The organism is Magnetospirillum sulfuroxidans (assembly GCF_018224925.1).
In the GTDB taxonomy this organism is placed as follows: domain Bacteria; phylum Pseudomonadota; class Alphaproteobacteria; order Rhodospirillales; family Magnetospirillaceae; genus Magnetospirillum; species Magnetospirillum sulfuroxidans.
The window spans coordinates 281,764-305,707 of sequence record NZ_JAGTUF010000001.1 but is presented as its reverse complement, the minus strand read 5'-3'; the positions used below and the strand labels follow the sequence as shown (position 1 = coordinate 305,707).

The 23,944-nt window shown below is 63.2% G+C and carries 20 protein-coding genes; 12 read left to right on the top strand and 8 right to left on the bottom strand.

Translation table 11 applies throughout. From position 1 onward, the window contains the following. Positions 1-2 precede the first annotated feature (2 nt). The 3 genes from KEC16_RS01315 (at position 3) to KEC16_RS01305 (ending at position 3,104) form a co-directional block, all read left to right on the top strand. Positions 3-1,862, top strand: a complete 1,860-nt coding sequence (locus KEC16_RS01315) for a thiamine pyrophosphate-dependent enzyme (protein ID WP_211545851.1) — start codon at positions 3-5, stop codon at positions 1,860-1,862. Further along, complete coding sequence (locus KEC16_RS01310) at positions 1,859-2,485, top strand: indolepyruvate oxidoreductase subunit beta (RefSeq protein WP_211545850.1); 627 nt, start codon at positions 1,859-1,861, stop codon at positions 2,483-2,485. The genes KEC16_RS01315 and KEC16_RS01310 overlap by 4 nt, the downstream gene beginning before the upstream one ends. A 226-nt stretch (positions 2,486-2,711) precedes the next feature. Beyond that, positions 2,712-3,104 carry a response regulator gene (locus KEC16_RS01305; protein ID WP_211545849.1) on the top strand — a complete coding sequence of 131 codons (393 nt, stop codon included), beginning with the start codon at positions 2,712-2,714 and terminating at the stop codon, positions 3,102-3,104. Positions 3,105-3,126: 22 nt separating this feature from the next. On the opposite strand, the gene KEC16_RS01300 is transcribed toward KEC16_RS01305, so the two are convergent. Next, complete coding sequence (locus tag KEC16_RS01300; protein WP_346343992.1) at positions 3,127-6,684, bottom strand: response regulator; 3,558 nt, start codon at positions 6,682-6,684, stop codon at positions 3,127-3,129. 138 nt (positions 6,685-6,822) lie between these two features. Between KEC16_RS01300 and KEC16_RS01295 the strand changes: the two genes are divergently transcribed. Beyond that, complete coding sequence (locus KEC16_RS01295; RefSeq protein ID WP_211545848.1) at positions 6,823-8,136, top strand: radical SAM protein; 1,314 nt, start codon at positions 6,823-6,825, stop codon at positions 8,134-8,136. A 10-nt stretch (positions 8,137-8,146) separates the two neighbouring features. On the opposite strand, the gene KEC16_RS01290 is transcribed toward KEC16_RS01295, so the two are convergent. Beyond that, entirely contained in the window at positions 8,147-9,040 is an 894-nt protein-coding gene (locus tag KEC16_RS01290; RefSeq protein ID WP_211545847.1) for a LysR family transcriptional regulator, read from the bottom strand. Between the two features lie 145 nt (positions 9,041-9,185). On the opposite strand from KEC16_RS01290, the gene KEC16_RS01285 reads away from it, so the two are divergent. Then, positions 9,186-10,625, top strand: coding sequence for an MFS transporter (locus tag KEC16_RS01285; RefSeq protein WP_249208621.1), 1,440 nt, complete (start codon positions 9,186-9,188; stop codon positions 10,623-10,625). A gap of 14 nt (positions 10,626-10,639) precedes the next feature. Here the strand turns inward: KEC16_RS01285 and KEC16_RS01280 are convergent, their stop codons facing one another. Continuing rightward, positions 10,640-11,551, bottom strand: a complete 912-nt coding sequence (locus KEC16_RS01280) for a dihydrodipicolinate synthase family protein (RefSeq protein WP_211545846.1) — start codon at positions 11,549-11,551, stop codon at positions 10,640-10,642. Positions 11,552-11,668: 117 nt separating this feature from the next. On the opposite strand from KEC16_RS01280, the gene KEC16_RS01275 reads away from it, so the two are divergent. From KEC16_RS01275 to KEC16_RS01245, 7 genes are all read left to right on the top strand, one after another. Then, on the top strand, positions 11,669-12,583 hold the full coding sequence (locus KEC16_RS01275) for an AEC family transporter (protein WP_211545845.1): 915 nt from the start codon (positions 11,669-11,671) through the stop codon (positions 12,581-12,583). A gap of 68 nt (positions 12,584-12,651) precedes the next feature. After that, positions 12,652-13,335 carry a GntR family transcriptional regulator gene (locus KEC16_RS01270; RefSeq protein ID WP_211545844.1) on the top strand — a complete coding sequence of 228 codons (684 nt, stop codon included), beginning with the start codon at positions 12,652-12,654 and terminating at the stop codon, positions 13,333-13,335. 317 nt (positions 13,336-13,652) lie between these two features. After that, positions 13,653-14,750 (top strand): TRAP transporter substrate-binding protein, encoded by a 1,098-nt coding sequence (locus KEC16_RS01265; RefSeq protein WP_211545843.1) that lies wholly within the window; start codon positions 13,653-13,655, stop codon positions 14,748-14,750. A gap of 4 nt (positions 14,751-14,754) precedes the next feature. Beyond that, the gene (locus KEC16_RS01260) at positions 14,755-15,306 is read left to right on the top strand and encodes a TRAP transporter small permease subunit (RefSeq protein ID WP_211545842.1); all 552 of its coding nucleotides are present in this window, start codon (positions 14,755-14,757) and stop codon (positions 15,304-15,306) included. Continuing rightward, a complete protein-coding gene (locus KEC16_RS01255) occupies positions 15,303-16,625 on the top strand; it encodes a TRAP transporter large permease (RefSeq protein WP_211545841.1) in 1,323 nt (440 codons plus the stop codon). The genes KEC16_RS01260 and KEC16_RS01255 overlap by 4 nt, the downstream gene beginning before the upstream one ends. Positions 16,626-16,628: 3 nt before the next feature. After that, positions 16,629-17,453 carry a sulfite exporter TauE/SafE family protein gene (locus KEC16_RS01250; protein ID WP_211545840.1) on the top strand — a complete coding sequence of 275 codons (825 nt, stop codon included), beginning with the start codon at positions 16,629-16,631 and terminating at the stop codon, positions 17,451-17,453. Between the two features lie 13 nt (positions 17,454-17,466). Then, entirely contained in the window at positions 17,467-19,056 is a 1,590-nt protein-coding gene (locus KEC16_RS01245) for a gamma-glutamyltransferase family protein (protein ID WP_211545839.1), read from the top strand. A 179-nt stretch (positions 19,057-19,235) separates the two neighbouring features. Here KEC16_RS01245 and KEC16_RS01240 read toward each other — a convergent pair whose 3' ends face one another. From KEC16_RS01240 to KEC16_RS01220, 5 genes are read right to left on the bottom strand one after another with little or no spacing between them, the layout of a single operon-like run. Next, a complete protein-coding gene (locus KEC16_RS01240) occupies positions 19,236-19,988 on the bottom strand; it encodes an enoyl-CoA hydratase/isomerase (RefSeq protein ID WP_211545838.1) in 753 nt (250 codons plus the stop codon). Then, the gene (locus KEC16_RS01235) at positions 19,985-21,187 is read right to left on the bottom strand and encodes a beta-ketoacyl synthase N-terminal-like domain-containing protein (protein WP_211545837.1); all 1,203 of its coding nucleotides are present in this window, start codon (positions 21,185-21,187) and stop codon (positions 19,985-19,987) included. The genes KEC16_RS01240 and KEC16_RS01235 overlap by 4 nt, the downstream gene beginning before the upstream one ends. Further along, the gene (locus KEC16_RS01230) at positions 21,174-21,413 is read right to left on the bottom strand and encodes an acyl carrier protein (RefSeq protein WP_211545836.1); all 240 of its coding nucleotides are present in this window, start codon (positions 21,411-21,413) and stop codon (positions 21,174-21,176) included. Before KEC16_RS01230 ends, KEC16_RS01235 begins: the two co-directional genes overlap by 14 nt. 17 nt (positions 21,414-21,430) lie before the next feature. Continuing rightward, positions 21,431-22,687, bottom strand: a complete 1,257-nt coding sequence (locus KEC16_RS01225; protein WP_211545835.1) for a hydroxymethylglutaryl-CoA synthase family protein — start codon at positions 22,685-22,687, stop codon at positions 21,431-21,433. Continuing rightward, positions 22,684-23,931, bottom strand: coding sequence for a cytochrome P450 (locus KEC16_RS01220; RefSeq protein WP_211545834.1), 1,248 nt, complete (start codon positions 23,929-23,931; stop codon positions 22,684-22,686). The genes KEC16_RS01225 and KEC16_RS01220 overlap by 4 nt, the downstream gene beginning before the upstream one ends. Positions 23,932-23,944 lie beyond the last annotated feature (13 nt).

Sequence of the window (23,944 nt, the reverse complement as noted above, 5' to 3'; positions counted from 1 at the left end):
CCATGTCCGCTGCCGTTCAGGCCCAGGCCGCCACGCGTTTGCTGCTTTCCGGTAACGAAGCCATCGCGCGCGGTGTGTGGGAGGCCGGGTGCAAGGTCGCCGCCGCCTATCCGGGTACGCCGTCGACGGAAATCTTGGAAAACATCGCCCAATACCCGGATCTGTACGCCGAATGGTCGGTGAACGAGAAAGTGTCGATGGAGGTGGCCATCGGCGCCTCGATGTCCGGCGCACGCTCGTTCTGCGCCATGAAGCATGTGGGCATGAACGTGGCCTCCGACGCCTTCATGACCTTGACCCTGGCCGGTGTCGTCGGTGGTCTGGTGGTGGCGGTGGCCGACGATGTCGGGTTGTCGTCATCGCAAAACGAACAGGATTCGCGCTTTTGGGGCCGCTTCGCCCATGTCCCGGTGCTGGAGCCGGCGGACAGCCAGGAAGCCTATGAGATGGTCAAGCAGGCCTTTGACCTGTCCGAGGAATTCAATACCCCGGTCATCTTGCGCCTGACCACCCGCATCTGCCACGTCAAGGCCCTGGTCACCGTGGGCGAACGTGACGACCGCGCCATTTCCGGTTTCAAGATCGACGCCAAGCGCTGGGTCCTGACCCCGGCCAATGCCAAAGTCGCCCTGCCCCGCCAAATCGCCCGCGAGGATGCCTTGCGCCAAGCGGCGGAAAAGTCGGCGTTGAACCTGATCGATCCCGGTTCCGACCGCCGCGTCGGCTTTGTCACCTCGGGGCCCGCCTTCATGCATGTGCGCGACAGCTTCCCCGACGCGCCGGTGCTCAAGCTGGGCTTCACCTATCCGTTGCCGGTGGAAACCATCAAGGCCTTCCGCGCTCAGGTCGATGTGCTGGTGGTGGCGGAAGAAACCGAACCGCTGATGGAAAATGAACTGAAAGCCGCCGGGCTGGCCGATATCCACGGCAAGGACATCCTGCCGCGCCTGGGCGAGCTGACCCCCAACGTGCTGCTGCCGGTAATCGCCAAGCTGCTGGGCGAGGCGCCGCCGCCGCCGGCGGCTTATGCCAAGATCGACCCGTTCCCGCGGCCGCCGACCATGTGCCCGGCATGCCCGCATATGGGGGTCTATTACACGCTTTCGCGCTTGCGCAAGCGAGTGCAGATTTCCGGCGATATCGGCTGCTATACCCTGGGCGCCGGCCATCCGTGGAATGCGCTCGACACCACCATTTCCATGGGCGCCTCCATGGGCATCGCCTTGGGCATGGACAAGGCCCGCTCGGAAGACACCAAGGACAAGGCGGTGGTTTCGGTCATCGGCGATTCCACCTTCCTGCACATGGGCATGCAGGGGCTGCTGAACATCGTCTATAATCGCGGCAACGTCACCACCTTGCTGCTGGACAACCGCTCCACCGGCATGACCGGCGGCCAGAACCACGCCGGCACCGGCAAGGGCCTGCACGGCGAGGACGCGCCGCGCATCGACTTCGCCAAGCTGTGCGAGGCCTTGGGCGTCAAGCCCGAGCGCATCAAGAAGGTCGATCCCTATAAGCTGCCGACCCTGTTCAAGGCGATCAAGGACGAGATCGAGGTCAAGGAACCGTCGGTGATCATCACCGACCGCCCCTGCGTATTGTCGGAATTCTATGACGGCTTCAAGCCCTATGCGGTGGTCGACAAGGATTGCAACGGCTGTAGCAATTGCCTGAACGTCGGCTGCCCCGCCATCACCGTCAGCCGCACCGGAATACGCCAGCGCCCCGGCATGCCCGACGTCGAACTGAAATTCACCACCATCGACACCGCCATGTGCACCGGTTGCCATATGTGCGTCGATTCCTGCGGCCCCAAGGCCATCGTCCCCCTGCATGCCCTGACGGAGGCGGCGCAATGAGCGACAACATCATCACCAACATCCTGGTCTGCGGCATCGGCGGCCAGGGCGTGATGACGGCGGCTGAAATCCTGGCGCAAACCGCCATCGCCAAGGGCTGCGACGTGAAAAAGTCGGAAGTGGCCGGCATGGCCCAACGCGGCGGCGTCGTCACCAGCCATGTCCGCTTCGGCAAAAAGGTGTGGTCGCCGGTGATCACTCCGGGCACCGCCGACATCTTGGTCGGCTTTGAAGTGGCGGAAGGCTCGCGCTGGGCCGACATGCTGCGCCCCGGCGGCATCGCCATGGTCAACACCATCCGCCTGACCCCGCCGGTGGTGTCTGTCGGCTTGTTCAAATACCCCGATGATCCGGTGGCGCAAATGCGCGCCGCCGGCGTCACCGTTTATGATTTCGATGCCGGCGCCATCGCCCGCGATCTGGGCGATCTGCGCCTGATCAACACCATCATGCTGGGCGCCATCGCCGATTACCTGCCCTTTCCCGCCGCCGATCTGGAAGAACAGATCGTCGGCCGCTTCCGCGCCAGAAAGCCGGCCATGGTCGAGGTCAACCAAAAGGCCTTCGCCCTTGGCCGCGACGCCGCCCGCCAAAGCCAGCAAGCCTTGGCCGTCAACGGCTAAGCGGCGCGCCTTTACTCTGAGGCACGACGCTCCAGCGCCCCTTGCGGGCGCGGCCAAGCATGCGCAGGCCTGCGCCCGGCGAGGGAAAATGATGAAGGCTAGATAGGCCGTGACGCACATTGAGGGCATCACCGTCTAGCGATAAATTGCGGACAGAGGCGGCTATCGCCTCTGTCCGGCTTCTGCTAGTATTGGTGGCGCAGGCTGCCAATACAGAGAGGGGCGCATGGCTGAGGCCGTGGATTTCGCATCGCTGAAGATTCTGGTGATCGACGACCAGGAATTCGTTCGCACCATCGTCAAAAAGATGCTGCAACAATTGGGAACCGGCAACGTTCTGGAAGCTCAGGACGGCAATTCCGGCATGGACATCGTCAGCCGGGAAAAGCCCGATTTGGTCATCTGCGACATTCAGATGCGCCCCATGGACGGCTTCGGTTTTGTCCGCCAATTGCGCGGCGCCGAGAATGTGGCCGCCACCCCGGTGATCATGCTGACCGCCCATACGGACAGTGCCACCATCGCCCGCGCCAAGGAATTGGATATCGGCGCCTTCCTGGCCAAGCCGGTGCTGCCGCCGGCCCTCAAGGAAAAGATCAGCCAGGTGTTGGGCGGTTAAGTTTTCCCGGTGATTTCAAACGTCACAATGCCGCGATTTCCGTTGCCGCTTCGGTAAAAGCGGCGGCCATGGGCGCGGCCAAGCTGCGGGCTTGCAGCAGATAACCTTCGGCGCACAAATGTTCGATTTCGGCGCAAAGGGCGGCGAAACGGTAGCAGCCGGCGGAATTTCCGGCCCCCTTGGCCGCATGGGTGGCATCGCGCGCCAGTTCGCTATCGCCCGCGTCCAACTGGCGCACCGCCTCTTCCACCAACGGCTGGGTGGTGTCGACGAACAGCGTCAGCAATTCGCGCGCATCATCGGTGATCGCCCCGAAAATTTCACGCATGGGGGTAAGGTCAAGCACCGGCGGCGGCGCGTGCGCCGCCTTGGCGGCCGCCAAAGGCGCCGCGGCCATGCCCTCGACGGCGGCGACATGGCGGCGGCGCAAGCTGACTGCCGCCGGCAGCAATTTGCGGATGGTGGAATCCATCTGCGCCCGATCAATGGGCTTGGCCAAAAAGCCATCCATGCCGCATTCCAGACATTTCGTCGCGGTCCCGGACAAGGCGTCGGCGGTCAGGGCGACGATGGGCAAGCGGGTCAGGCTTTCCTGTTCCCATTCGCGCACCCGCGCGGTCAATTCATAACCGTCCATTTCCGGCATGTGGCAATCGGTCAGCAGCAACCCGTAATCGCGGATTTGCATGTGTTCCCATGCTTCCAGACCGTTGCGGACGATCTCGATGGCATAGCCCATGCGCTCCATCAGCCGGCGAATGACCACCTGATTGGTCGGATTGTCCTCGGCCACCAGGATCAGGCAGCCGGCGGCGGCGGCCTCGTCATGGGTGGGCGGGGTGAAGGATTCGGACAGATCCGTGGTTTCCTCGGTCTCGTCGGCCAAGAAGGCGCGATTGGCGGCGGCGCCGACCACCCGCCACAGGGAATTCCGCCGGATGGGCTTGGACAAGGTGGCGAACAACCCGGCCTCCCGCACGGCGGCGGCGACGGCGGGATAGGTGGCATGGGCGGCCATCAGCACCACCTGGGTGGTGGTCTGGTCACCCGCGGCAAGCCGCAACGACGCCGCCATCGGCACCCGTATCTGATGCTCGGCCCCGGCATCCATCAGCACCACATCGTAATTCCACCCGGCCAAAGCGGCGGCCCGCACGGCGGCCAGTGCCCCATCGGTAGAGGCGACCACCGCCACCTGCGCCCCCAGATGGCCCAGATAATTGCGCAAAATTTCCGCCGCCATCGGCCCCTCGGCCAGCAGCAGCACGGCGATGCCGGCCAAATCCGGACCATTGGCCGAATCTTCGCCCACCTGTTCCAACGGCAAGGTGAACCAAAAGCTTGATCCCGACCCCACCAGACTTTCCACCCCGATCTCGCCTTCCATCATCGCCACCAACCGGCGACAAATGGACAGCCCCAAACCGGTGCCGCCATAGCGGCGTGAAATCGAGGCGTCGGCCTGACTGAACGGCTCGAACAGCTTGGCTTGCTGCACGCCGTTAAGACCGATGCCGGTATCGGTGATGGTGAAGCGCACACGCCCGACCTCGGCCGGTTCGGCGGCGATGCGCACATAGCCCTTGTCGGTGAATTTGACCGCATTGCCGGCCAGATTGGTGACGATTTGGCGTAGCCGCGTCGCATCGCCCATGAACAGATCGGACAGCGTCGGATCCACATAGGTCATCAGGCCGATGCCCTTTTCCGCCGCGCGGGGGGCCAGCAATTCAGCCACGCTTTCGATGACGTCGGAAAGCGACATCTCGATGATCTCAAGCTCCAACTTGCCGGATTCGATCTTCGAGAAGTCCAAAATATCATTAATAATGGTCAGCAACGCGGTGGCCGAATCACGGATGACGCGGGCCATTTCCTTTTGTTCTTGGGCCAGCGGCATGTCTTCCAGCAATTGCGCCATGGTCAGCACGCCGTTCATCGGTGTTCTGATTTCGTGGCTCATGGTGGCCAGAAACAACGATTTGGCTTGGCTGGCGTCCTCGGCGGTACGCTTGGCTTCGGCCAGCGCTTCTTCTTGTTCCTTGCGTTTGGTGATGTCGGTGGTCGACACGCATATCGCCGGCTCGCCATCCATATCGATGGCCGCCGCCGACATCATCGCCCAAAATTCAAGGCCGTTGGCCCGGCGCATGCGGCTTTCGTAATCGGCCAGATAGCCTTGGCTCCGCACCAGTTCAACCACGCGGTCGCGGTCGCGCGGATCGGCATAGAACGACGCCGCGCTTTTGCCGTCGCTGGTGTCGAGGCTGGAGTCAAACAATTCCGACCACCGCGGATTGACGTAAAGAATGGCGTTATCAGACACCCGACTGATGGCCAAGGCCAGCGGCGAGGTATCAAGGATGGTGCGCAGACGGCCTTCGCTTTCCTTGAGCGCGTCGGTGGAATCCTGCAATTGTGCCAAGGCCCGCTGGAACACCACCAATTCGCCGGCCATGTCGGCAATCTCGTCATTGCCCGAGGCTTCCACCTTGGTGTGGTAATCGCCCTCGACGATGCGGTGCATGGCCGAGGCCAGACCCGCCAGACGATTGACGATATTGCGGCCCAAATACATCCAGATAAACAGCAGCGGCCCCATTACGGTAACCACGGCGATGCCCATCATCACCTGACGGCCGGTGGCCAAGGCGGCGGCGGCCCGGCGTTCGTTGGCGATGGCCGCGGCCTCGGTCTCCGAGACGATGCGGCCGACCACCGACGAAGTCCGCGCCACCAGATCGCGGCCTTCTTCGTTGGCGGCAAGCAAGCGGACATCGGTCATCAGCCCACGGGTTCGCAATTCGAACACGTTTTCCGGGCCATTGCCCAAGGTGATGGCTTGGCGGGCAGCCTCCCGCAGGGGCAGATCGATGGTGCGCGGATCGTCGATCATCTCGGCCAAGTGCCGCGACACCATTTCATAGCGTCGCCGCAGATCGCCCAGATTATCCATGTCGCGGCTGGCATGGGCCTGACGCAGCAGATCAGAGGCCGCCGCCACCACCGCCAGATCGGAATCAGTGCCCTTGCGGGCCAGCAACGTACGCACCCCGTTATCCAGAGTGGCAAGGCCCAGTGCCTGCTGGCGGCTGCGTTCGCTTTGTTGCAGACGGCGGTCGACCAAAGCATTGCGGCCGACCACGTTATCGCCGATAGAGACCATCAACGTCCGCAATTCCTGCAATTGCGGCAGGTTGATGCTGGTGCCTTCCAGGTCCTCGATCAGATTGCGCAAACGCTGCGCCTGCTGTTGCAAGGCGACGAAATTATTCTGCCGCTGAAACTGGCTTTGCGACGAATCAAGCGCCGGGGCGGCGGCGGCCAGACGGGCGGTGGCTTCCGACAATTTCAAGGCGGCGGCGACGCTGGGCAGATTGGCGCGGGTCACCGCGGTCAACAAGCGACCGACCTCGGAATAACTGTTCCAGGCCAGCCAACCGGCCAACAACGTCATCCCCGCCAACAATCCCACGGCCACCAGCAATTTGGCGCGAATGCCAAAGCGGCAGCGGCCTTTGCCCCCATCCACGGGCGCGGCAATCGCAACCTCGGGTTTTGGGTCGGCCGGAAAATCCACGTATTCATCTCCTTTTCGCCAGCGCGCCATCATGCCCGATGCCCGCTTGGGCCACAATCCCGCGAACCTTATGACATATCCAAATCCACGGCAGTGCTGATAAGATGCCGGCCTTTGGTGATAGTTTTCGGAGTTCCGATGGCCTCGTCCGCCCCTGCCCCTGCTTTTCCAGCCGATGTTTCCGATGCGCTGGTCCGCGCCCAAGCCTTGGCCGCCAATCAGAAACTGGATGAAGCGGAAAAGCTGTTGGCCGCCTATCCCCATGTGCCCGATTGCGTCTTCCGCCGCTCCGCCATCTTGATGACGCTGGAGCGCTGGGCCGAGGCGGAGGTCGGATTCCGCTCGTTGCTTAAGCTGGTTCCCAGCCATTTCGACAGCGCCATGGGGCTGGCCGGCGCCTTGATCGAACAAGGCCGCGCGCAACAGGCCATTCCCCTGCTGGAAGCCGCCTATAAGGCCCAGCCCAACGGCCGGACCCGCTATTTCCTCGGCATCGGCCTGGATCAGGCCGGACAAAAGGAACGCGCCGCCACGCTGCTGGCCGAAGCCCGCGCCCATGTCATCGCCCAATCCGAAGCGCGCCACTTGCTGCCCACCGAACTGTACATGCAGATTTCCCGGCGCTGTAACCTGCGCTGCGCCATGTGTGGCCACGAGGTGTGGAAATCCAATTCCGGTTTCATGGAATTGGACGTGTTCGACCGCATCCTCGAACAATCCAAGGCCAACGGCATCACCACGCTTCACATCTTGTCGGGCCAGGGCGAGCCCATGCTGCACCCCCACGTCTTCGAGATGCTGGAAAAGGCGGTGGGCATGGGCTTTTCCGTCGGCATCGTCACCAACGGCACGCCCCTGACGCCAGAGCGCTGCGAGAAACTGGGCAAGCTGGGCCTGGCCTATATCCAGTTTTCCTTCGCCGGCTGGGACAAGGACAGCTACGAGGCCACCTATGTCGGCGCCAAGTTCGACCGCACGCTCGCCAACCTGCACAAGATGGCCGAAACCACCCGAGGCACCAAAACCAACTTCATGGTCAAGGCGGTGTGCACCGGCGACAATTGGGCCGAAGTTCGCGACCGCACCCGCGCCTTCCTGGAAGGTCACGGGGTGGAAAAAGTCTTCACCGTCATTGCCAACAATTTTGGCGGCAACGTCGTGCACGGCAAATTCTTTGAAAATCACGGCATCTGGTCGCTCAAGAACATCGGACATCAGCGGCTGATGCCGTGCCGGGTGCTGTTGCGCGCCGTCGGCGTGTTCTGCGACGGCACGGTGACCGCCTGCGCCTGCTATGATTCCAATGCCGAACTGAAAATCGGCAATATCATGGAACAAAGTCTGGCGGAAATTCGCCAGGGGCCGGAATTCCGCAAAATCGTCGATGCCTTCCGCTGTGGCGACGTTTCCGGCATTCCCATGTGCAGCAAGTGCGATGACCCATTCGGGTGATCGCGCTTTCTTAGGATAAAGCGCAAACCGCGCGTACATTTTCGCGCAGCCAACAATGCCCCGGATCGGCATCAAGCCGGGGGTGCCACAGCATGCGCACCATCACCGGCGACAGCGCGACCGGCAACGGGAAAGTATGCAGACCGGCGCGCAAGGCCGTGGTGTGACGCTCGGGGACGGCGACAATCAGCTCTGCCGCCCGGACCAGAGCCAGGGCGGCGGAAAAGCCGCCGACGATGGTGATGATGTCACGGGTCAAGCCCAAGGACGCCAACGCTTCATCCACCGGCCCCCGATCCAATCCCCGCCGCGACACCAAAACATGCTTGCCGCCGGCATAGCGGGCGGCGGTGATTTCCCCCTGGGTCAAGGGATGCCCCTGACCGACCACCCCGACAAAGCGGTCCCGGAACAATCCTTGTGTCCGCACCTCCGGCCCATCATCCGCCCTCACCACCCCAATTTCCAAATCGACGCGGCCATCGCGCAACGGCGCGCTGCCTCGATCCGGCTTGGCGACAAAGCGCAGCCGCACCCCAGGGGCCTGGGTCGCCACACGGGCAATCAGCGCGGCACCGAAATTTTCAACGAAGCCTTCGCTGCTCCGCACAAAAAACGCGCGCTCCAGCCGCGTCGGGTCCAGCATTTTCGCCGGCTGCAACACCGCCGTGGCGTCTTGGACCAATTGAGCGATCTGCTGGCGCAATTCCAACGCCCGCGGGGTCGCGACCAGCCCCCGGCCGGCCCGAACCAGCAACGGATCGCCGGTTGTCTCACGCAATCGCGCCAAGGCCCGACTCATGGCCGATGGACTGAGACGCAATCGCCGCGCCGCCCCGACCACGCTGCCTTCGGCCAGCAAAACGTCAAGGGTATAGAGCAAATTCAGATCAGGTCTGGACATGGCCGTCCCCTTGCGATGCGCCATCAAACTATAGCGTCTGGTGCATCTATATACTGCAAATACTGCGCCTATCGCCATTCATAACCACCGCTTAGGCTGCTGAAAGCTTCATTTCCGAAGCGGCCAGATGATGGAATCCGCCGCCATGAAACCGCCCCTTAGCCCTCGCCCCGCCGCCGCCTTGGACCAAATGAGCCCGCACTCTTCCATCCGTGGGATCTTGGCCGGCCTGTCGCTTTCGGTCCTGCTGTCATCCCTGGGCACCAGTATCGCCAATGTTGGCCTTCCCACCCTGGTCCAGGCGTTTGGCGCATCGTTCCAACAGGTTCAATGGGTCATCCTGGCCTATCTTCTGGCCATCACCAGCCTGATTGTCGGCATTGGCCGCCTGGGCGACCTGATCGGACGCCGGCGTTTGTTGCTTGCTGGCATCGCCGTATTCACCCTGGCTTCGGGGCTATGCGCCATCGCCCCCACTCTTGCGCTGCTGATCGCCGCCCGCGCCATCCAGGGGGTGGGCGCGGCGGTGATGATGGCCCTGACCATGGCCATTGTCGGCGACGCCATCCCCAAGGAAAAAACCGGCAGCACCATGGGATTATTGGCGACCATGTCCGCCAGCGGCACCGCTTTGGGGCCATCCTTGGGCGGCGTCTTGATCGCGGCATGGGGGTGGAAGGCGATCTTTTCCATCAACCTGCCTTTGGGGATGATCGCCTTTGGCCTTGCCTATCGCTATCTGCCCGCCGACCGGCGGCCGTCAAACGCCGATCACCCCAGTTTCGATATCTGGGGGATGGTGTTGCTGTCCCTGACCCTGGCCGCTTATGCCTTGGCCATGACCGTCGGCGGCGATCTTGACCTGATTTTTCTGGCGATGACCGCTATCGGCCTGGGGCTGTTTTTTTGGCTCGAATCGCGGACGCAATCTCCACTGATCCGGGTCGCCATGTTCCGCCAAAGCGGCCTGCGCGGCTCGTTGCTCAGCTCGGCGCTGGTGGCGACAATCGTCATGGCCACGTTGGTGGTGGGGCCGTTCTATCTGACCAAGACGCTGGGACAGGGGGCGGTTATTGTCGGTCTGACCATGTCCGTCGGTCCACTGGTCGCCGCGCTGACCGGCATCCCGGCCGGACGCATGGTCGATTGTTTCGGCACCTACCCGGTGACCCTTGGCGGGCTTGGCGCCATGGTCCTTGGCGCCTTGGGTCTTGCCGTCACGCCACTCTCTGTTGGCCTTGCCGGCTATATCGTCCCCCTGGCCGTGCTCACCGCCGGCTATGCCTTGTTTCAGACCGCCAATAACACCGCTGTCATGACCCACGTCTCCGACCAGGGCCGAGGACTGGTTTCCGCCCTTTTGAACCTGTCGCGCAATTTGGGGCTGATTACCGGGGCGTCAGCCATGGGAGCGGTTTTCGCCCTGGCCTGGAGCGGCTCTGACGTCGCCCAGGCCACGGCCCAAGCGGTGGCCACGGGCATGCGGACAACGTTCCTGGTCGCGGCTTGCGTGGCGGCGGCGGCGCTGGCCATCACCATTCTTGGCCGTAAGAAACCCGGCCACGAGATGGAGCCCGCGGCTTAACGGGAATGTTCCCCTTAGACCGGGAAGCCGGCCTTGCCCAGACGCTTGGCCGCTTCATCCTCGGCGTCGATGGACAGATCCAGTAACGGCGGTCGGGTAACGCGCCAGCTTTGATCGCCGCTGGCCCGCGCCACCAGGGTTTTAAGCAACGGAACCAGCGGAAAATCCTGGGTGGCGACGCGAAAGGCGGTCAGCGCCTCTTGCAAGCCCTCGGCCTCGGGTTCGCGCCATTTACGGAACAATTCAACCATGGCGGCGCCATTGACGTTCGCATTGGCGGAAATACAGCCGGCGCCGCCGATGCGCAGCACCTTCAGCATCAGCGCCTCGGTGCCGGTAAAGACGTCAAAGCCGGGAAAGGCGCGGATCATCGCTTCCATATTGCTGAATTCGCCCGATGAATCCTTGATCCCCGCCACCACGCCGGGATAGGCCTTGAGCAAGCGCTCGATCAAGGGCAGCGACAGCGGCACGCCGCTTTGCCGAGGGAAGTGATAGAGATACAGGCGCATATTCTTGTCGCCGACCCGCTGGATCACCTCGGAATACGACCGGAACAGGCCGTCATCGGCCATGCCCTTGTAATAAAACGGCGGCAACATCAGCACACCGCCACAGCCCAGCCTGACGGCGCGGCGACTGAGTTCCACCGTATCGGGCAACGCACAGGTTCCGGTGCCCGGCATCACCTGCCCCATGTCGATCCCCGCCGTCGCCAGCGCGTCGAGCAGATCAAGCTTTTCCGCCACCGACAACGAATTGCCTTCGCTGGTGGTGCCAAACGGCGCCAAGCCGATGCCCAAGCTGGCCAGCACGCGGGCGAAAGCGACGAAACGCTTGGGGTCTGACGTCAACTTACGATCGAACGGGGTGAGAACCGGGGCCAACACCCCGGTGATACGGTTCTGACGGATCAAGGCAGCCATTGCCAGGACGCTCCGTTTGAGGGCACCATCTGCGACAAGGCCGAAAGCTTACCCCATCCGGGCGCCCGTGCACAGGCCCGCCACACCCGCTTTTTTTTCCGAGGACAGCCCCCTTCCATGACCGACACCTCGCTTGCGGTGAAACTGATCCCGCTTTATCTGCTTGTGGCTATCGGTTTTGCCTTGGGCCGCTTTTTGGGCGTCAAAAGCCAAGATATCGGCAAATTGTCGCTTTATGTGCTGTCCCCGGCGGTGGTGTTCAAGGGTTTTTACGCGGCCAAGCTGGAAGGCGCCATGCTGGTGCTGCCCTTCGCCATTCTGGCCGCCGCCTGCCTTGCCGCCTGGATCGCCTTGCCGATAGCCTCGCGGTTTTGGCGTGACGGCCGCGAGCGGTTGAGCGCCTTCAGCGTGGCCACCGGCAATACCGGCTTTTTCGGCATTCCCGCCTGCCTGGCGCTGATCGGTCCCGAATCCCTGCCCTATGTGGTTTTGGTGTCGTTCGGCTTTACCGCCTATGAAAACTCGGTCGGCTTTTTCATCATGAGCCGTGGCGACGCCACCTGGAAAGGGGCGCTGCTCCGGGTGCTGAAATATCCCGGACTGCATGCCTGTTGGATTGGACTGAGCCTCAACGCCAATCAGATCGTCTTGCCCGGCTATGTCCCGCAGACGGTGGATTTGCTGGCCGGCGGTTTTTCCGCCGTCGGCATGATGATCGTTGGCCTGGGTCTGGCCGGCCTAAGCCGCTTTCGCCTTGATTTCGGCTTCATCGGCTTCACCTTCGCGTGGAAATTTCTGCTGTGGCCGGCTTTGGCGGCGGCCTTTATCGTCTTTGACCGGACATGGCTGCACGCCTTTTCCAATGTCGGCCATCAGGTTCTGTTGATCGAAAGCCTGACCCCCATGGCCGCCGTCACCGTGGTCCACGCCACCTTGCGCAACATCCACCCCGACCGCGCGGCGGTGGCGGTGGCGCTATCCACCCTGGCGGCGCTGCTGTGGTTGCCGCTGGTGTTCGGAAAGATGTTTTAAGCGAACCGGCACCTTAAGCCGGAAAGCGCGCGTCCGCGTCACTCCTTGAAACTAAGGACATTTACCCCATGCCCCCCGCCCCTGCCGCCCCGCCGGAACCGCGCCGAACCTTGGCGCCAGAACTGCGCCGATCCTTGGCCGACGATATCCTGGCCGGCCGCCTGCTGCCCGGCACCCGCCTGGACGAACGCCTGCTGGCGGCGCAATGGGGCATGTCGCGCACCCCGGTGCGCGAAGCGCTGAAACAATTGGCGGTGACCGGATTGGTGGAAAGCCACCCCCATCGCGGCGTGTTCGTCGCCCGTGTCGATTCCGATCAGGTGCGGGAAATGTTCGAATTGGCCGGTGAATTAGAGGCAAGCTGCGCCCGCTTGGCCGCCCTCCGCATGGTCGCCGAGGAACGCCGCCAATTGGAAGCCATGCATGTGGCCAGCATGGAGGCGGTCAGTCGCGGCCAAAGCGACCGTTACGACGCCTTCAACCTGGAATTCCATGCCGCCATCTTTCGTGGCTGCCACAATCAACAGATGGTCGAAACCACCTTGGCCATGCGCGGCCGCGTCGCCCCGTTCCGCCGCGCCCAGTTCAAATTGCCCATCCGCATCAGCGCCTCGTTCGAAGAGCACCAAGCCATCGTCGAGGCCATCTTGCGCGGCGACGCCGACGCCGCCGCCGCCTGCATGCGCGCGCATATCCATTCCTCGCATGAAGCGGCTGAACGCTATCGCGTCACCGCCCATCCCGACGCCTGATCCCCTCCTTACTCGGCCAGCGCCCTTTTTTTGAACGCACGCCTATTTTTTAGGCGTTGTGCGGCTGCGAACATATTTTAATCATTATTTTCAACTAGATAACCGATTTAAAATGGTATACCAAATTTAATCTTGTGATCCTTTGTTGATCACCGCCCCGCCCCAACGATCCAAGGGAAAATGATTTTTTCTTTCCTGATCAACAGGTTAACAATGTGGCACGGCCCTTGCTTTTGGATCAAGGCAGCCGAGGGCTCAAACAGCATGAAGAGCCTTTCGGTTGTCTAAATACACAGCACCACCACAAGGAGCGGGCAATGAACAGACGGTCGATACTGAAGGCGGGTATGCTGGGGGCGGCGGGCACCTTGGCGGCTCCGGCCATCGCCAGAGCCGAGAAGACCTATAATTGGAAGATGACCAATGCCTATGGCCCCGGCTCACCATTCTATGTGACCGGTCCGGGCAGCCCGGCCGATTTCGCCCGCATGGTCCGCGAGATGTCGGGTGGCCGCCTCAATATCCAGCAATTCGCCGCCGGCGAGCTGATCCCCGCCCTGGAAGGCTTTGACGCCGTGTCCAAGGGCACGGTCGAGATGAATATCGGCAACGCCTATTTCTGGGCCGGCAAGACCTTCGCCGCCCAATACTTCACCACCGTTCCCTTCGGCCTGAATTTCCAGGGCATGACGTCGTGGCTGTACCATGGCGGCGGACAGAAATTGTGGGAGGAATTGTACGCCCCCTTCGATCTGGTCCCCATGTCGGTGGGCAACACCGGCATCCAGATGACCGGCTGGTTCCGCAAGCCGATCAACACCGTCGATGATTTGAAGGGTCTGAAGATGCGTATCGCCGGCTTGGCCGGCAAGGTCTACGCCACCTTGGGCGTCGATGTGAAGCTGCTGCCCGGCGGCGAGATCTTCCCGGCGCTGGAACGCGGCGTCATCGATGCCGCCGAATTCGTCGGCCCCTATCAGGACCGGCGCCTGGGCCTGCAAAAAGCCGCCAAGTACTATTACACCACCGGCTGGCACGAACCCGAAAACGTCACCGAGCTGATCGTCAACCGCAAGGCGTGGGAATCCCTGCCGGCCGACCTTCAGGCCATTGTCCGCGCCGCCGCCTCGGCCTGCACCATCATCAGCCAATCCTGGTGCGAGGCGACCAATGCCGAGGCCTTGAACGATCTGGTCACCAATCAGGGGGTCATCGCCCAACCGTTGCCCGACGCCCTGGTCGACAAGCTGGCCGAGGCCACCAGCCAAGTGCTGTCCGACGCGGTCGCCAAGGATCCGATGGTGAAAAAGGTCCACGACTCCTATTTCAACTTCAAGGCCACCCACGACAAGTGGTCGGGCATTTCCGAAGCGGTTTACCAAAACCAGCTTCGCAACCGCTTGAAGCTCACCTAGCGCCATGGGGGCGCTTCTGACTTTGGCCGGCGTTCTCGACCGTGTGGTCGAGCGCGTCGGCCGCGCCTCCGCCTGGACGAATTTCGTCCTGGTGGTGGTGATGGCAAGCAACGTCTTGTTGCGCTACGCCTTCAACACCGGCGCGGTCTGGGCGCAGGAACTGGAATGGCATCTGATGTCGCCGATCATCTTGCTCGGCATGTCTTACGCCATCCAGCAAGAAGGCCATGTCCGGGTCGATTTCATCTTCGCCCGCTTTCCCCATGGGGTTAAGGCGTCGATCGAGATCGTCACCCATCTTCTGGTCCTGGCCATGGCGGTGATTCTGGTCTTGCTGTCCATCGGCTATGTCGGCCAGTCCTTCGCCGTCGGTGAAGGCTCCCCCGATCCCGGCGGCCTGCCGTTTCGCTGGGTGCTGAAAGCGTTCATTCCGCTGGGCTTCGCCCTGCTGGCGATCCAATCGTCAGCCGCCGCCTTGCGCGCCATGGTCAGCCTGGCCACCGGCACGCCGCTACAGGCCGAGATCGCCCCGCATGGACAGGAAGAAGCCATATGAGTAACGAAATTCTCGCCATCCTTTGTCTGGTCTCGTTCTTCGTCTTGTTGACCGCCGGCATTCCAGTGGCCTTGACCTTGGCGGTAACCGGGTTTTTCTTCGGCTATCTTGGTTTTGGCGATACCTTGTTTCAATTGCTGCCGGCGCGTATCTTCGGCGTCACCGGCAATTACACCATGATCGCCATCCCGCTTTTCGTGTTCATGGGCATGATGCTGGAAAAATCCCGCGTCGCCGAGGAACTGATGGACGTCATCGGCCATCTGTCGGGCAATCTGCGCGGCGGCATGGGCGTCGGCATCATCGTCGTCGGCGTGCTGATGGGGGCGACCACCGGCATCGTCGGCGCCACCGTGGTGACCTTGGGCCTGCTGACCCTGCCGGCGCTGCTGCGCCGTGGCTATGACCCCAAGCTGGCCTGCGGCGCCATCTGCGCCTCGGGCTCGTTGGGGCAGATCATCCCGCCCAGTCTGGTGCTGATCCTGCTGGGCGACATCCTGGGTCAATCGGTGGGCACCTTGTTCGCCGCCGCCATGCTGCCGGGCCTGCTGTTGGCCGGCATCTACATCCTTTATATCCTGATGATCGGCTGGTTGCAGCCGCATCGCGCCCCCACCGTGCCGCTCGAGGAACGCGACGCGCTGGCCCGCAAGGATTTGTGGATCAAGGTGCTGAAGGTCGGTTTGCCGCCCATCGGCCTGATCGTCGCCGTGCTGGGCTCGATCATCGGCGGAATCGCCGCCCCCACCGAAGCCGCCTCCATGGGGGCCTTGGGCTCGATCCTGGTCGCCGCCATCTCCCGCCGCTTCAGCCTGAAGGTTCTGCGCGACACCGTCTTGGCCACCGCCAAGACCACGGCGGGAATGTTCTTCATCCTGATCTGCTCGCAGGTGTTCTCGTTGGCCTTTCGCGGCCTGCAAGGCGAGCAATTGGTGCACGACCTGTTCGAGTTGGTCCCCGGCGGCATCAACGCCGACATCTGGTTCATGATGTTGATCATCTTCGTCTTGGGCTTCTTCATCGAATGGATCGAGATCAGCTACATCGCCGTGCCCCTGTTCCTGCCCATCTTGCAAAATGCCGGCGTCGATCTGGTGTGGGTGGCGGTGCTGATCGCCCTGAACCTGCAAAGCAGCTTCCTGACCCCGCCGTTTGGCTGGTCCTTGTTCTTCCTGCGCGGCGTCGCGCCGAAATCGGTGGCCACCACCGACATCTATCGCGGCGTCATCCCCTTCATCTTCTTGCAAGGCGTATCCCTGATGCTGGTTTTCTTCTATCCCAAGGTGGCCACGTGGCTGCCCAAGGCCATCGGTTGGTGACGCATGGAAACTGATCTGTCCAATCTGGCCGTACTGGCGGCCATCTTGCTGGCCGCCGGGGCCGCCGGCGGCCTCGCCGCCGGTTTGCTCGGCGTCGGTGGCGGCATCGTCATCGTCCCGGTGCTGTTTCACCTGTTCACCACCATGGGTCTGGACGAACATGTCCGCATGCATGTGGCGGTGGGCACCTCGCTGGCCACCATCATCGCCACCTCGGTCAGTTCGACCCGCAGCCATTGGCGCAAGGGGGCGGTGGATATCGCCTTGTTGAAGCAATGGGGGCCGTTCATCCTGATCGGCGTGATCATCGGCACCGCCCTGGCCGGCTATGTGCGCGGCCCGGCCTTGACCGGCGTGTTCGCCGTGGTCGCCTCGCTGGTCGCCGTGCACATGGCGTTCGGCAACAAGGATTGGCATATCGCCGAGGATCTGCCCAAAAATCCATTGCGCGCCGTCATCGGCATCGTCATCGGCGGTTTGTCGTCGATGATGGGCATCGGCGGCGGCACCTTGTCGGTGCCAACCCTGACGCTGTTCCGCTTTCCCATCCACCGGGCGGTGGGCACCGCCGCCGCCATCGGCTTCATCATCGCCATCCCCGGCGCCATCGGCTTCATCCTGACCGGCTGGAACGTCGAGGGCCGACCGCCGTTCAGCTTGGGCTACATCAACCTGCTGGGGGTGGCGCTGATCTTGCCGACCTCGATGACCTTGGCCCCCATCGGCGCCAAACTGGCCCACAAGCTGAACACCCAGGCCTTGCGCCGGGCCTTTGCCGTGTTCTTGGCCCTGACCGCGGCCCGCATGTTCTATTCAATTCTCACCTAGAAAGAGCTTCGTCATGCTGTTTACCCCCCGCAGCCGTCGCGGCATGGTCACCGCGCCCCACCATCTCGCCTCGCAAGCCGGGCTGTCGGTCCTGCGCGACGGCGGCAACGCCGTCGAGGCGGTGGTGGCCATGGCCGCCACCTTGCCGGTGGTCTATCCGCACATGACCGGCCTGGGCGGCGATGGCTTTTGGCTGATCGCCGAACCGGGCCGCGCCCCGGTGGCCATCGACGCTTGCGGCGCCGCCGGCCGCAATGTCGATGTGGCGCTTTATCACAAGGCCGGGCTTGACGCGGTGCCGTGGCGTGGCGGCCTGGCCGCCAATACCGTGGCCGGCACCGTCTCGGGTTGGCAGGCCGCCTTGGCCGAGGCGAGTCCGTGGGGCAAGCCCTTACCCCTGGCCCGCTTGCTCGAAGAGGCGATTTTTCACGCCGAGACCGGCATGGCGGTGACCCAGTCCCAGCATGAACTGACAATGGCGAAACGTGACGAACTGGCCACCGTCCCCGGTTTCGCCGATCATTTCCTGCGCGACGGCGCCGCTCCGGCCGAAGGTGCGGTGCTGCGCCTGCCGGAACTGGCCCGCACCTTGCGTCGTCTGGTCGGCGACGGCCTGGACGGTTTTTACCGGGGCGCCCTGGCCGCCGACATCGCCGCCGATCTGGCCGAGGTCGGCTCGCCGCTGGTCGCCGCCGATCTCGCCGCCCATCAGGCGCAGCGGCGCCAAGCGCTCAGTGTGCGGCTGAGCTGCGGCCAGCTTTATAATTTCCCGCCGCCGACACAAGGCTTGGCTTCGCTGATGATCTTGGCTTTGTTCGACCGCCTGGGCGTCGGCGAAGCGGAAGGCTTCGCCCATATCCACGGTCTGGTCGAAGCGACCAAGCAAGCCTTCCTGGTGCGCGACCGGGTGGTCGGCGATCCCGCTTATATGCCCGAGCCGGTGGAAAGCTGGCTTGATCCGGTCCGGCTTGACCAATTGGCCGCCCGCATCGACCCCGCCGTCGCCGCCCCTTGGCCGGCGCCGCCCAGCGGCGGCGACACCACCTGGATGGGAGCGATCGACGGCGAGGGTCGCGCCGTCAGCTTCATCCAAAGCATCTATTTCGAGTTCGGTTCCGGCGTCGTGCTGCCGCGCACCGGCCTGATCTGGCAAAATCGCGGCGCCAGCTTCCGCCTGGCCGAGAACGGCTGGAACGCCCTCAAGCCCGGCCGCAAGCCGTTCCATACCCTCAATCCGGCCATGGCCCATTTGGATGACGGCCGTACCATGGTCTACGGCACCATGGGCGGCGAAGGTCAGCCGCAAACCCAATCGGCGCTGTTCAGCCGCCATGTTCTGTTCGGCCAACCGCTGCAACAAGCGGTCAGCGCGCCGCGCTGGCTGCTGGGCCGCACCTGGGGCGAGAACAGCGTCAGCTTGAAGCTGGAAAACCGCTTCGCCCCTGAACTGGTCGACGCCTTGCGCGCCGCCGGCCATGCGGTGGAACTGTATCCGGCGTTCTCCTCCACCATGGGGCATGCCGGCGCCATCGTCCGCCAGGCCGATGGCTGGCTGGAAGGCGCCACCGACCCCCGCAGCGACGGAGCCGTTGCCGGATTCTGATAAAAGGCGCCGGCCCGTGCCGGGTGGCTCAGACGCCGCTCGGGCTTGTCGCGTGTGAACACGCTTTGGCCCGTGCCGGGTGGCTCAGACGCCACTCGGGCTTGTCGCGTGTGAACACGTTTTGGCCCGTGCCGGGCGGCTCAAACGCCGCTCGGGCTTGTCGCGTGTGAACACGCTCTCTAATCTTCCCAGGGGAATTTCCGTTCAGCCACATAGCGGCGAATGCCGGCGCGGATGGCCGGATCGCTGAACATGGTTCGATTGGCGGCCAACGCCGCCGGCTTGGCCGCCTCTAGACCGGCCAAGCCGGCCATGTGGGCCTTATAGCCGCCGACAGCCGCTTTGTTCAATCGGCGCAGCCGCAGCAGATGCTTGCGCAAGGCATCTTCCACCGGGTCGGCGACACCGTCGGCCAAGCCCCACTCCAGGGCTTGGGCGGCGCTGATCGCCTGGGTCGACAGCGTCAGATAATGGGCTTTTTGCACACCGACACGGCGCACCAGAAACGGCAAAACACAGGCCGGAAACAGACCGAACAGCAATTCCGACAAGGCGAAACTGGCCGTGCTTTCAGCCAAGACGATATCGCAAGCGGCAACCAGCCCAACACCGCCGGCATTGACCCGACCGCGTACGCAGGCGATGGCGATGAACGGCCCCGTCGCCAGACGTTGCCATAATTCGTACAGCGGCGCCGGGTCCTCGACCACGTCCGAAGCCGCCGTCGCCTGGAAATCGCCGCCCGCGCAAAACACTTCGGCCGAGCCATGCAGCACCAGCACCGACGGCCCATCCGCCGCGGCGCAGGCGTCCACCACCGCCGACAATTCGGCGATGAAGGCGGCATTGATGGCATTGCCGGCCTGTGCTCGGGTAAAGCGCACGGTACAGATACCGTCAGCGTTTTCCATCGACAGGGTTTCAAAGCTCATGGCGGCGCCCCCAGCACCAAGGCGGTGTCGCAGCCGGCGAAACCAAACGACACTTTCAACGCGTGCCGGATGCGATGGCTCTGCGCCCCGCCCCGGACCCAGCGCAAATTCGGGTCAAGCGGCGTGTCGAGATTGCGGGTCGGATGCAGCGCGCCGGCGTGCATTTGCAAAAAGCTCGCCGCCACCTCGATGGCTCCGGCGGCGGCCAGGCCATGGCCGGTAATGGATTTCCCGGCATTGATCCAAGCCTGTTGCAGCCCCATGGAACGCAAGGTGGCGGCCTCGATTTCATCGCCCTTGGGGGTGCCGGTGCCGTGGGCGTTGACGTAATCGATGGCGGCCGCGCTCATCCCCGCTTGGGCCAAGGCGGCGGCGATGGCCCGGCTTTGACCTTCGCCGCACGGTTCCGGCCCACGCTGGCCATCGACCACCTGGGCGCCGCCAAGGATAGAGCCATAGCCGCCCGCGCCACGCCGCAACACCAGGGCGGCGCAGGCCTCGCCATACAAAAAACCGTCATGATCGACATCAAACGGCCGGCAGGCCAGACCGGGCCGATCGGCGAAACGGGAACTGCCCATGGCCCCCAGCGCGCGCAGGCCGAGCAGATCAAGATAAGACACATCCTGCACCGCGCCCAGGGCGATGCAGACATCGACGCGGCCGGCGCGAATGGCTTCGGCCGCATGCAGCACCGCCACCGCGCCGCTGGCCGAAGCGGCCCCCAGACTGTGAGCAAAACCACGAATGGCATAGGTGCTGGCGCACAGGCCGACGATATCGCTATCGAAAAACACATGGCCATGGCGCGGTGGAATGAATTTCAGCCGGTCGGCATATTCGGCCACCGCCAGCAGATGTTCCCGTGACGACAGATTGGCGCCGCCGACGATCAGGCCGATACGCTGGGGATCGACATCGTCCAGACCGGCCTCTCGCCAGGCTTCATCCAGTACGGCGATGGCGGCGCGGGCGCCGAAGCCAGCGGTGCGCGCCACCCGTGGCGGCAAAATATCCGGCGGTTCGGGCATTTCCACGCCGATAAAGGCCGTCGAGCCGTCAGGGGCCTGGCGTCCCGGCCGGGCCAGGACGGAAAAGACATCCCGGCCGGCCAACAAGCCCTCGATCAGCGCCGCCTTGCCCCACCCCAGGCCGCAGGCGGCGCCGATGCCGGCAACAAAGACTTCAGAGTTTGCCATGCAGCAAATCGGCCAATTCGCCCAGATTGCGCGGCCCGTGCAAGTGCACCATGGGCAGGTCCAAGGCCAAGGCTTCCAGGGTATTCATCAAGATTTCGCTGCGTTCGATGGAATCGACGCCCAATTCGGCCATGGAATCGGTGCCGATAATCGGCTTTTCCGCCAGATCGGGGACGACATCGCGCAATTGCGCGATCAACAAAGCCAATACGGCATCACGGTCCAAGCGGTTTCTCCTTTGTCTCAGGCCCAGGAATAGACCCGGTGATAAGCGGCCACTTCATCCAGCACCAGCCGGTTGCCGCCGCTGAAGCTGTCGCGGGCGGCGGGGATCACCCGTTGATCCAGGCGAGTGTCACGGGTGCCGAAGCGCACCACGTGCTCGCCCTTCAACAGCACTTCGTATTCGTCCATGGACAAACGATAGCGGCGATCCAGACTGGCGGCCAGCCCCAAGCCGCGCAAGCGATGTTGCGAATCCGGGGTGACGGTGCCGGAAAAGAATTCCGAACAGCAGCCCGAGCCATAGGAAAACAGCCCGATGCGGCACGGCTGGCTGATCTCGGCCGCCTCCAGCATGCCCGCCAGCCCCAGAAAGACCGAGCCGCCGGCAGTATTGCCGACGCGCTGGCCGAAGGTCAGGCTGGGGGACAAACGGCGGGCGAAATCGGCGTCGATCTCGGCCGCCGGCGCCTTGTAAAGCTTGCGCATCAGATGACGATGCGCCCCCTTGATCATGCCGCCGAACGGGGTGTGAAAACACAGATAGGCGAAGGATTGACGGAAATCGGCGCCATCGACCCGACGGGCGTAATCCTTGTAGGCGCGTTCGGCGCAATCCAGATAGGCCATCAGCGACAGATCGGCGTCGCCGGCCTCGGTATCGGGGCCGGGGCGGCAGGTATCCATGACCTCGAACCCATGATTGCCATAGGCTCCTGGATCAATGCGCAAGATATGCGGGATATCGCTGATCAGCATGGCCACCGCGCCGGCGCCGGAACTGGGCTCGGAATAGGCCCATTCCTGAATGGCGGCGGCATCGGCCAAGGCAAAGCGGGAAATGTCGGTGGTAATGACCAGCGCCTTGGCCCCCGGCGACGTCCCCGACAAGATGAAATTAACCGCCATCTGCAAGCCGGCGGTGCCGGAATAGCAGGCCTGCTTGATCTCGAACAGTCGACAATTGCCGGCCAGCCCCAGGTGATGGTGCACATAGGTGGACAAGGATTTGCCGAAATCGATCCCCGATTCGGTGCAGGTCACCACCATCTCGATGCGTGCCCGCTCCGCCGGGGTCATGCTGTCGACCAAGGGCTTGGCGGCGTTGACGGCGAAGGTCACCGGGTCTTCATAGGGCAGCGCCACCGTCTTTTCCCGCATCAGCAGGTTTTCGAAGCGGGGCATGTCAAGGCCGCGATGGGTGCACAATTCGCGCACATCCAGACAGGCGGCGCCGCCATAGATATGCAGCGCCTCGATACCGACATCGCGGCTCATCCGACGCGAACCGGCAAGGTTGCCAAACCGCGGGCATTCAGGCGATCAAGCCGCCATTCCGGCACCCCGTCCAGGGTGATTTTGGGCCAGCGCTTAAGCAAGGCGGTAAAGGCGATCTGGCCTTCGAGACGGGCCAGGGGCGCCCCCAGGCAAATGTGCGGGCCACCGCCAAAGGTGAAATGGGCGTTGCTGGCGCGGCCGACATCGATGCTGTCGGGATCGTCAAAGCGGGCCGGATCGCGGTTGATGGCGCCAATCATGCCGATGACCGGCGCGCCGGCGGGAATGGTGGTGCCGGCAACGGCGAAATCTTCAAGCGCCACCCGCAAGATCATGTTGCCGCCCGGTTCAGCCCGCAGGAATTCCTCGACCGCCGGCCGCACCAAGGTGGGATCGGCGCGCAGACGTTCCATCTGTTCGGGATTTTTCAAGAGCAGCAGCAAGCCGTTGCCGATCAGCGTCACCGTGGTTTCATGGCCGGCGATCAGCATGGAAACCATGTTGACCAAGGTTTCTTCTTCCGTCAGCTGGCCTTCATCCTCGGCCTTGATAATCACGCTCAGCAGCGACGGGTCGTGGCGGGCGCGACGCTCGGCCAGCAATTGGCGCAAGAACCCCTTGAAGCAATCAAGCGCGTCCAGCGCCTCTTGCTTTTGCTCGGCCGTCATCATGATGTCGCCGACCCGGATCAGCGACGCGCTCCAGCGATGAATGTCGTCATCGCTGGCTTCGGACAGGTCGAACAGATTGCACAGCACCCGCAACGGCATGGGGCCGGCAAAGGCCTTGATCAGATCAACCGGCCCCTGATCGGGCAGACATTCCAGCAAACGGGCGGCTTCGGCCTCGATCATCGGCACCAGATCCTTCATGGCCGGAGCCTTGAACGAGCTTTCCCACATGCCGCGCATGCGCTGATGGTCGGCGCCGTCGCGATTGATCATCTGGTGCTGGAACTGATCGAACAGCCTATAGCCCACCGGATCGCGATGCTTGAAATCGTCGTTGTACCAGCCGTTCTTCCAGGTGCGGGTGTCGCGGCCCATCTGCGGCGCCTTGACGATACGGGCGAACGCCTCGTGGCCAAGAACGAAATAGATACCCGATTTTTCATCCAGATGAATCGGCCCTTGTTCCCGCAAGGCCTGCAATTGCGGATAGGGATTTTCCAAGAACGCCGGATCGGGCAGCATGGCCCACCAATCATGACCGGTTACCGCCCCCTTGGCATTGGCGTCAGACATGCTCGAACCTCCC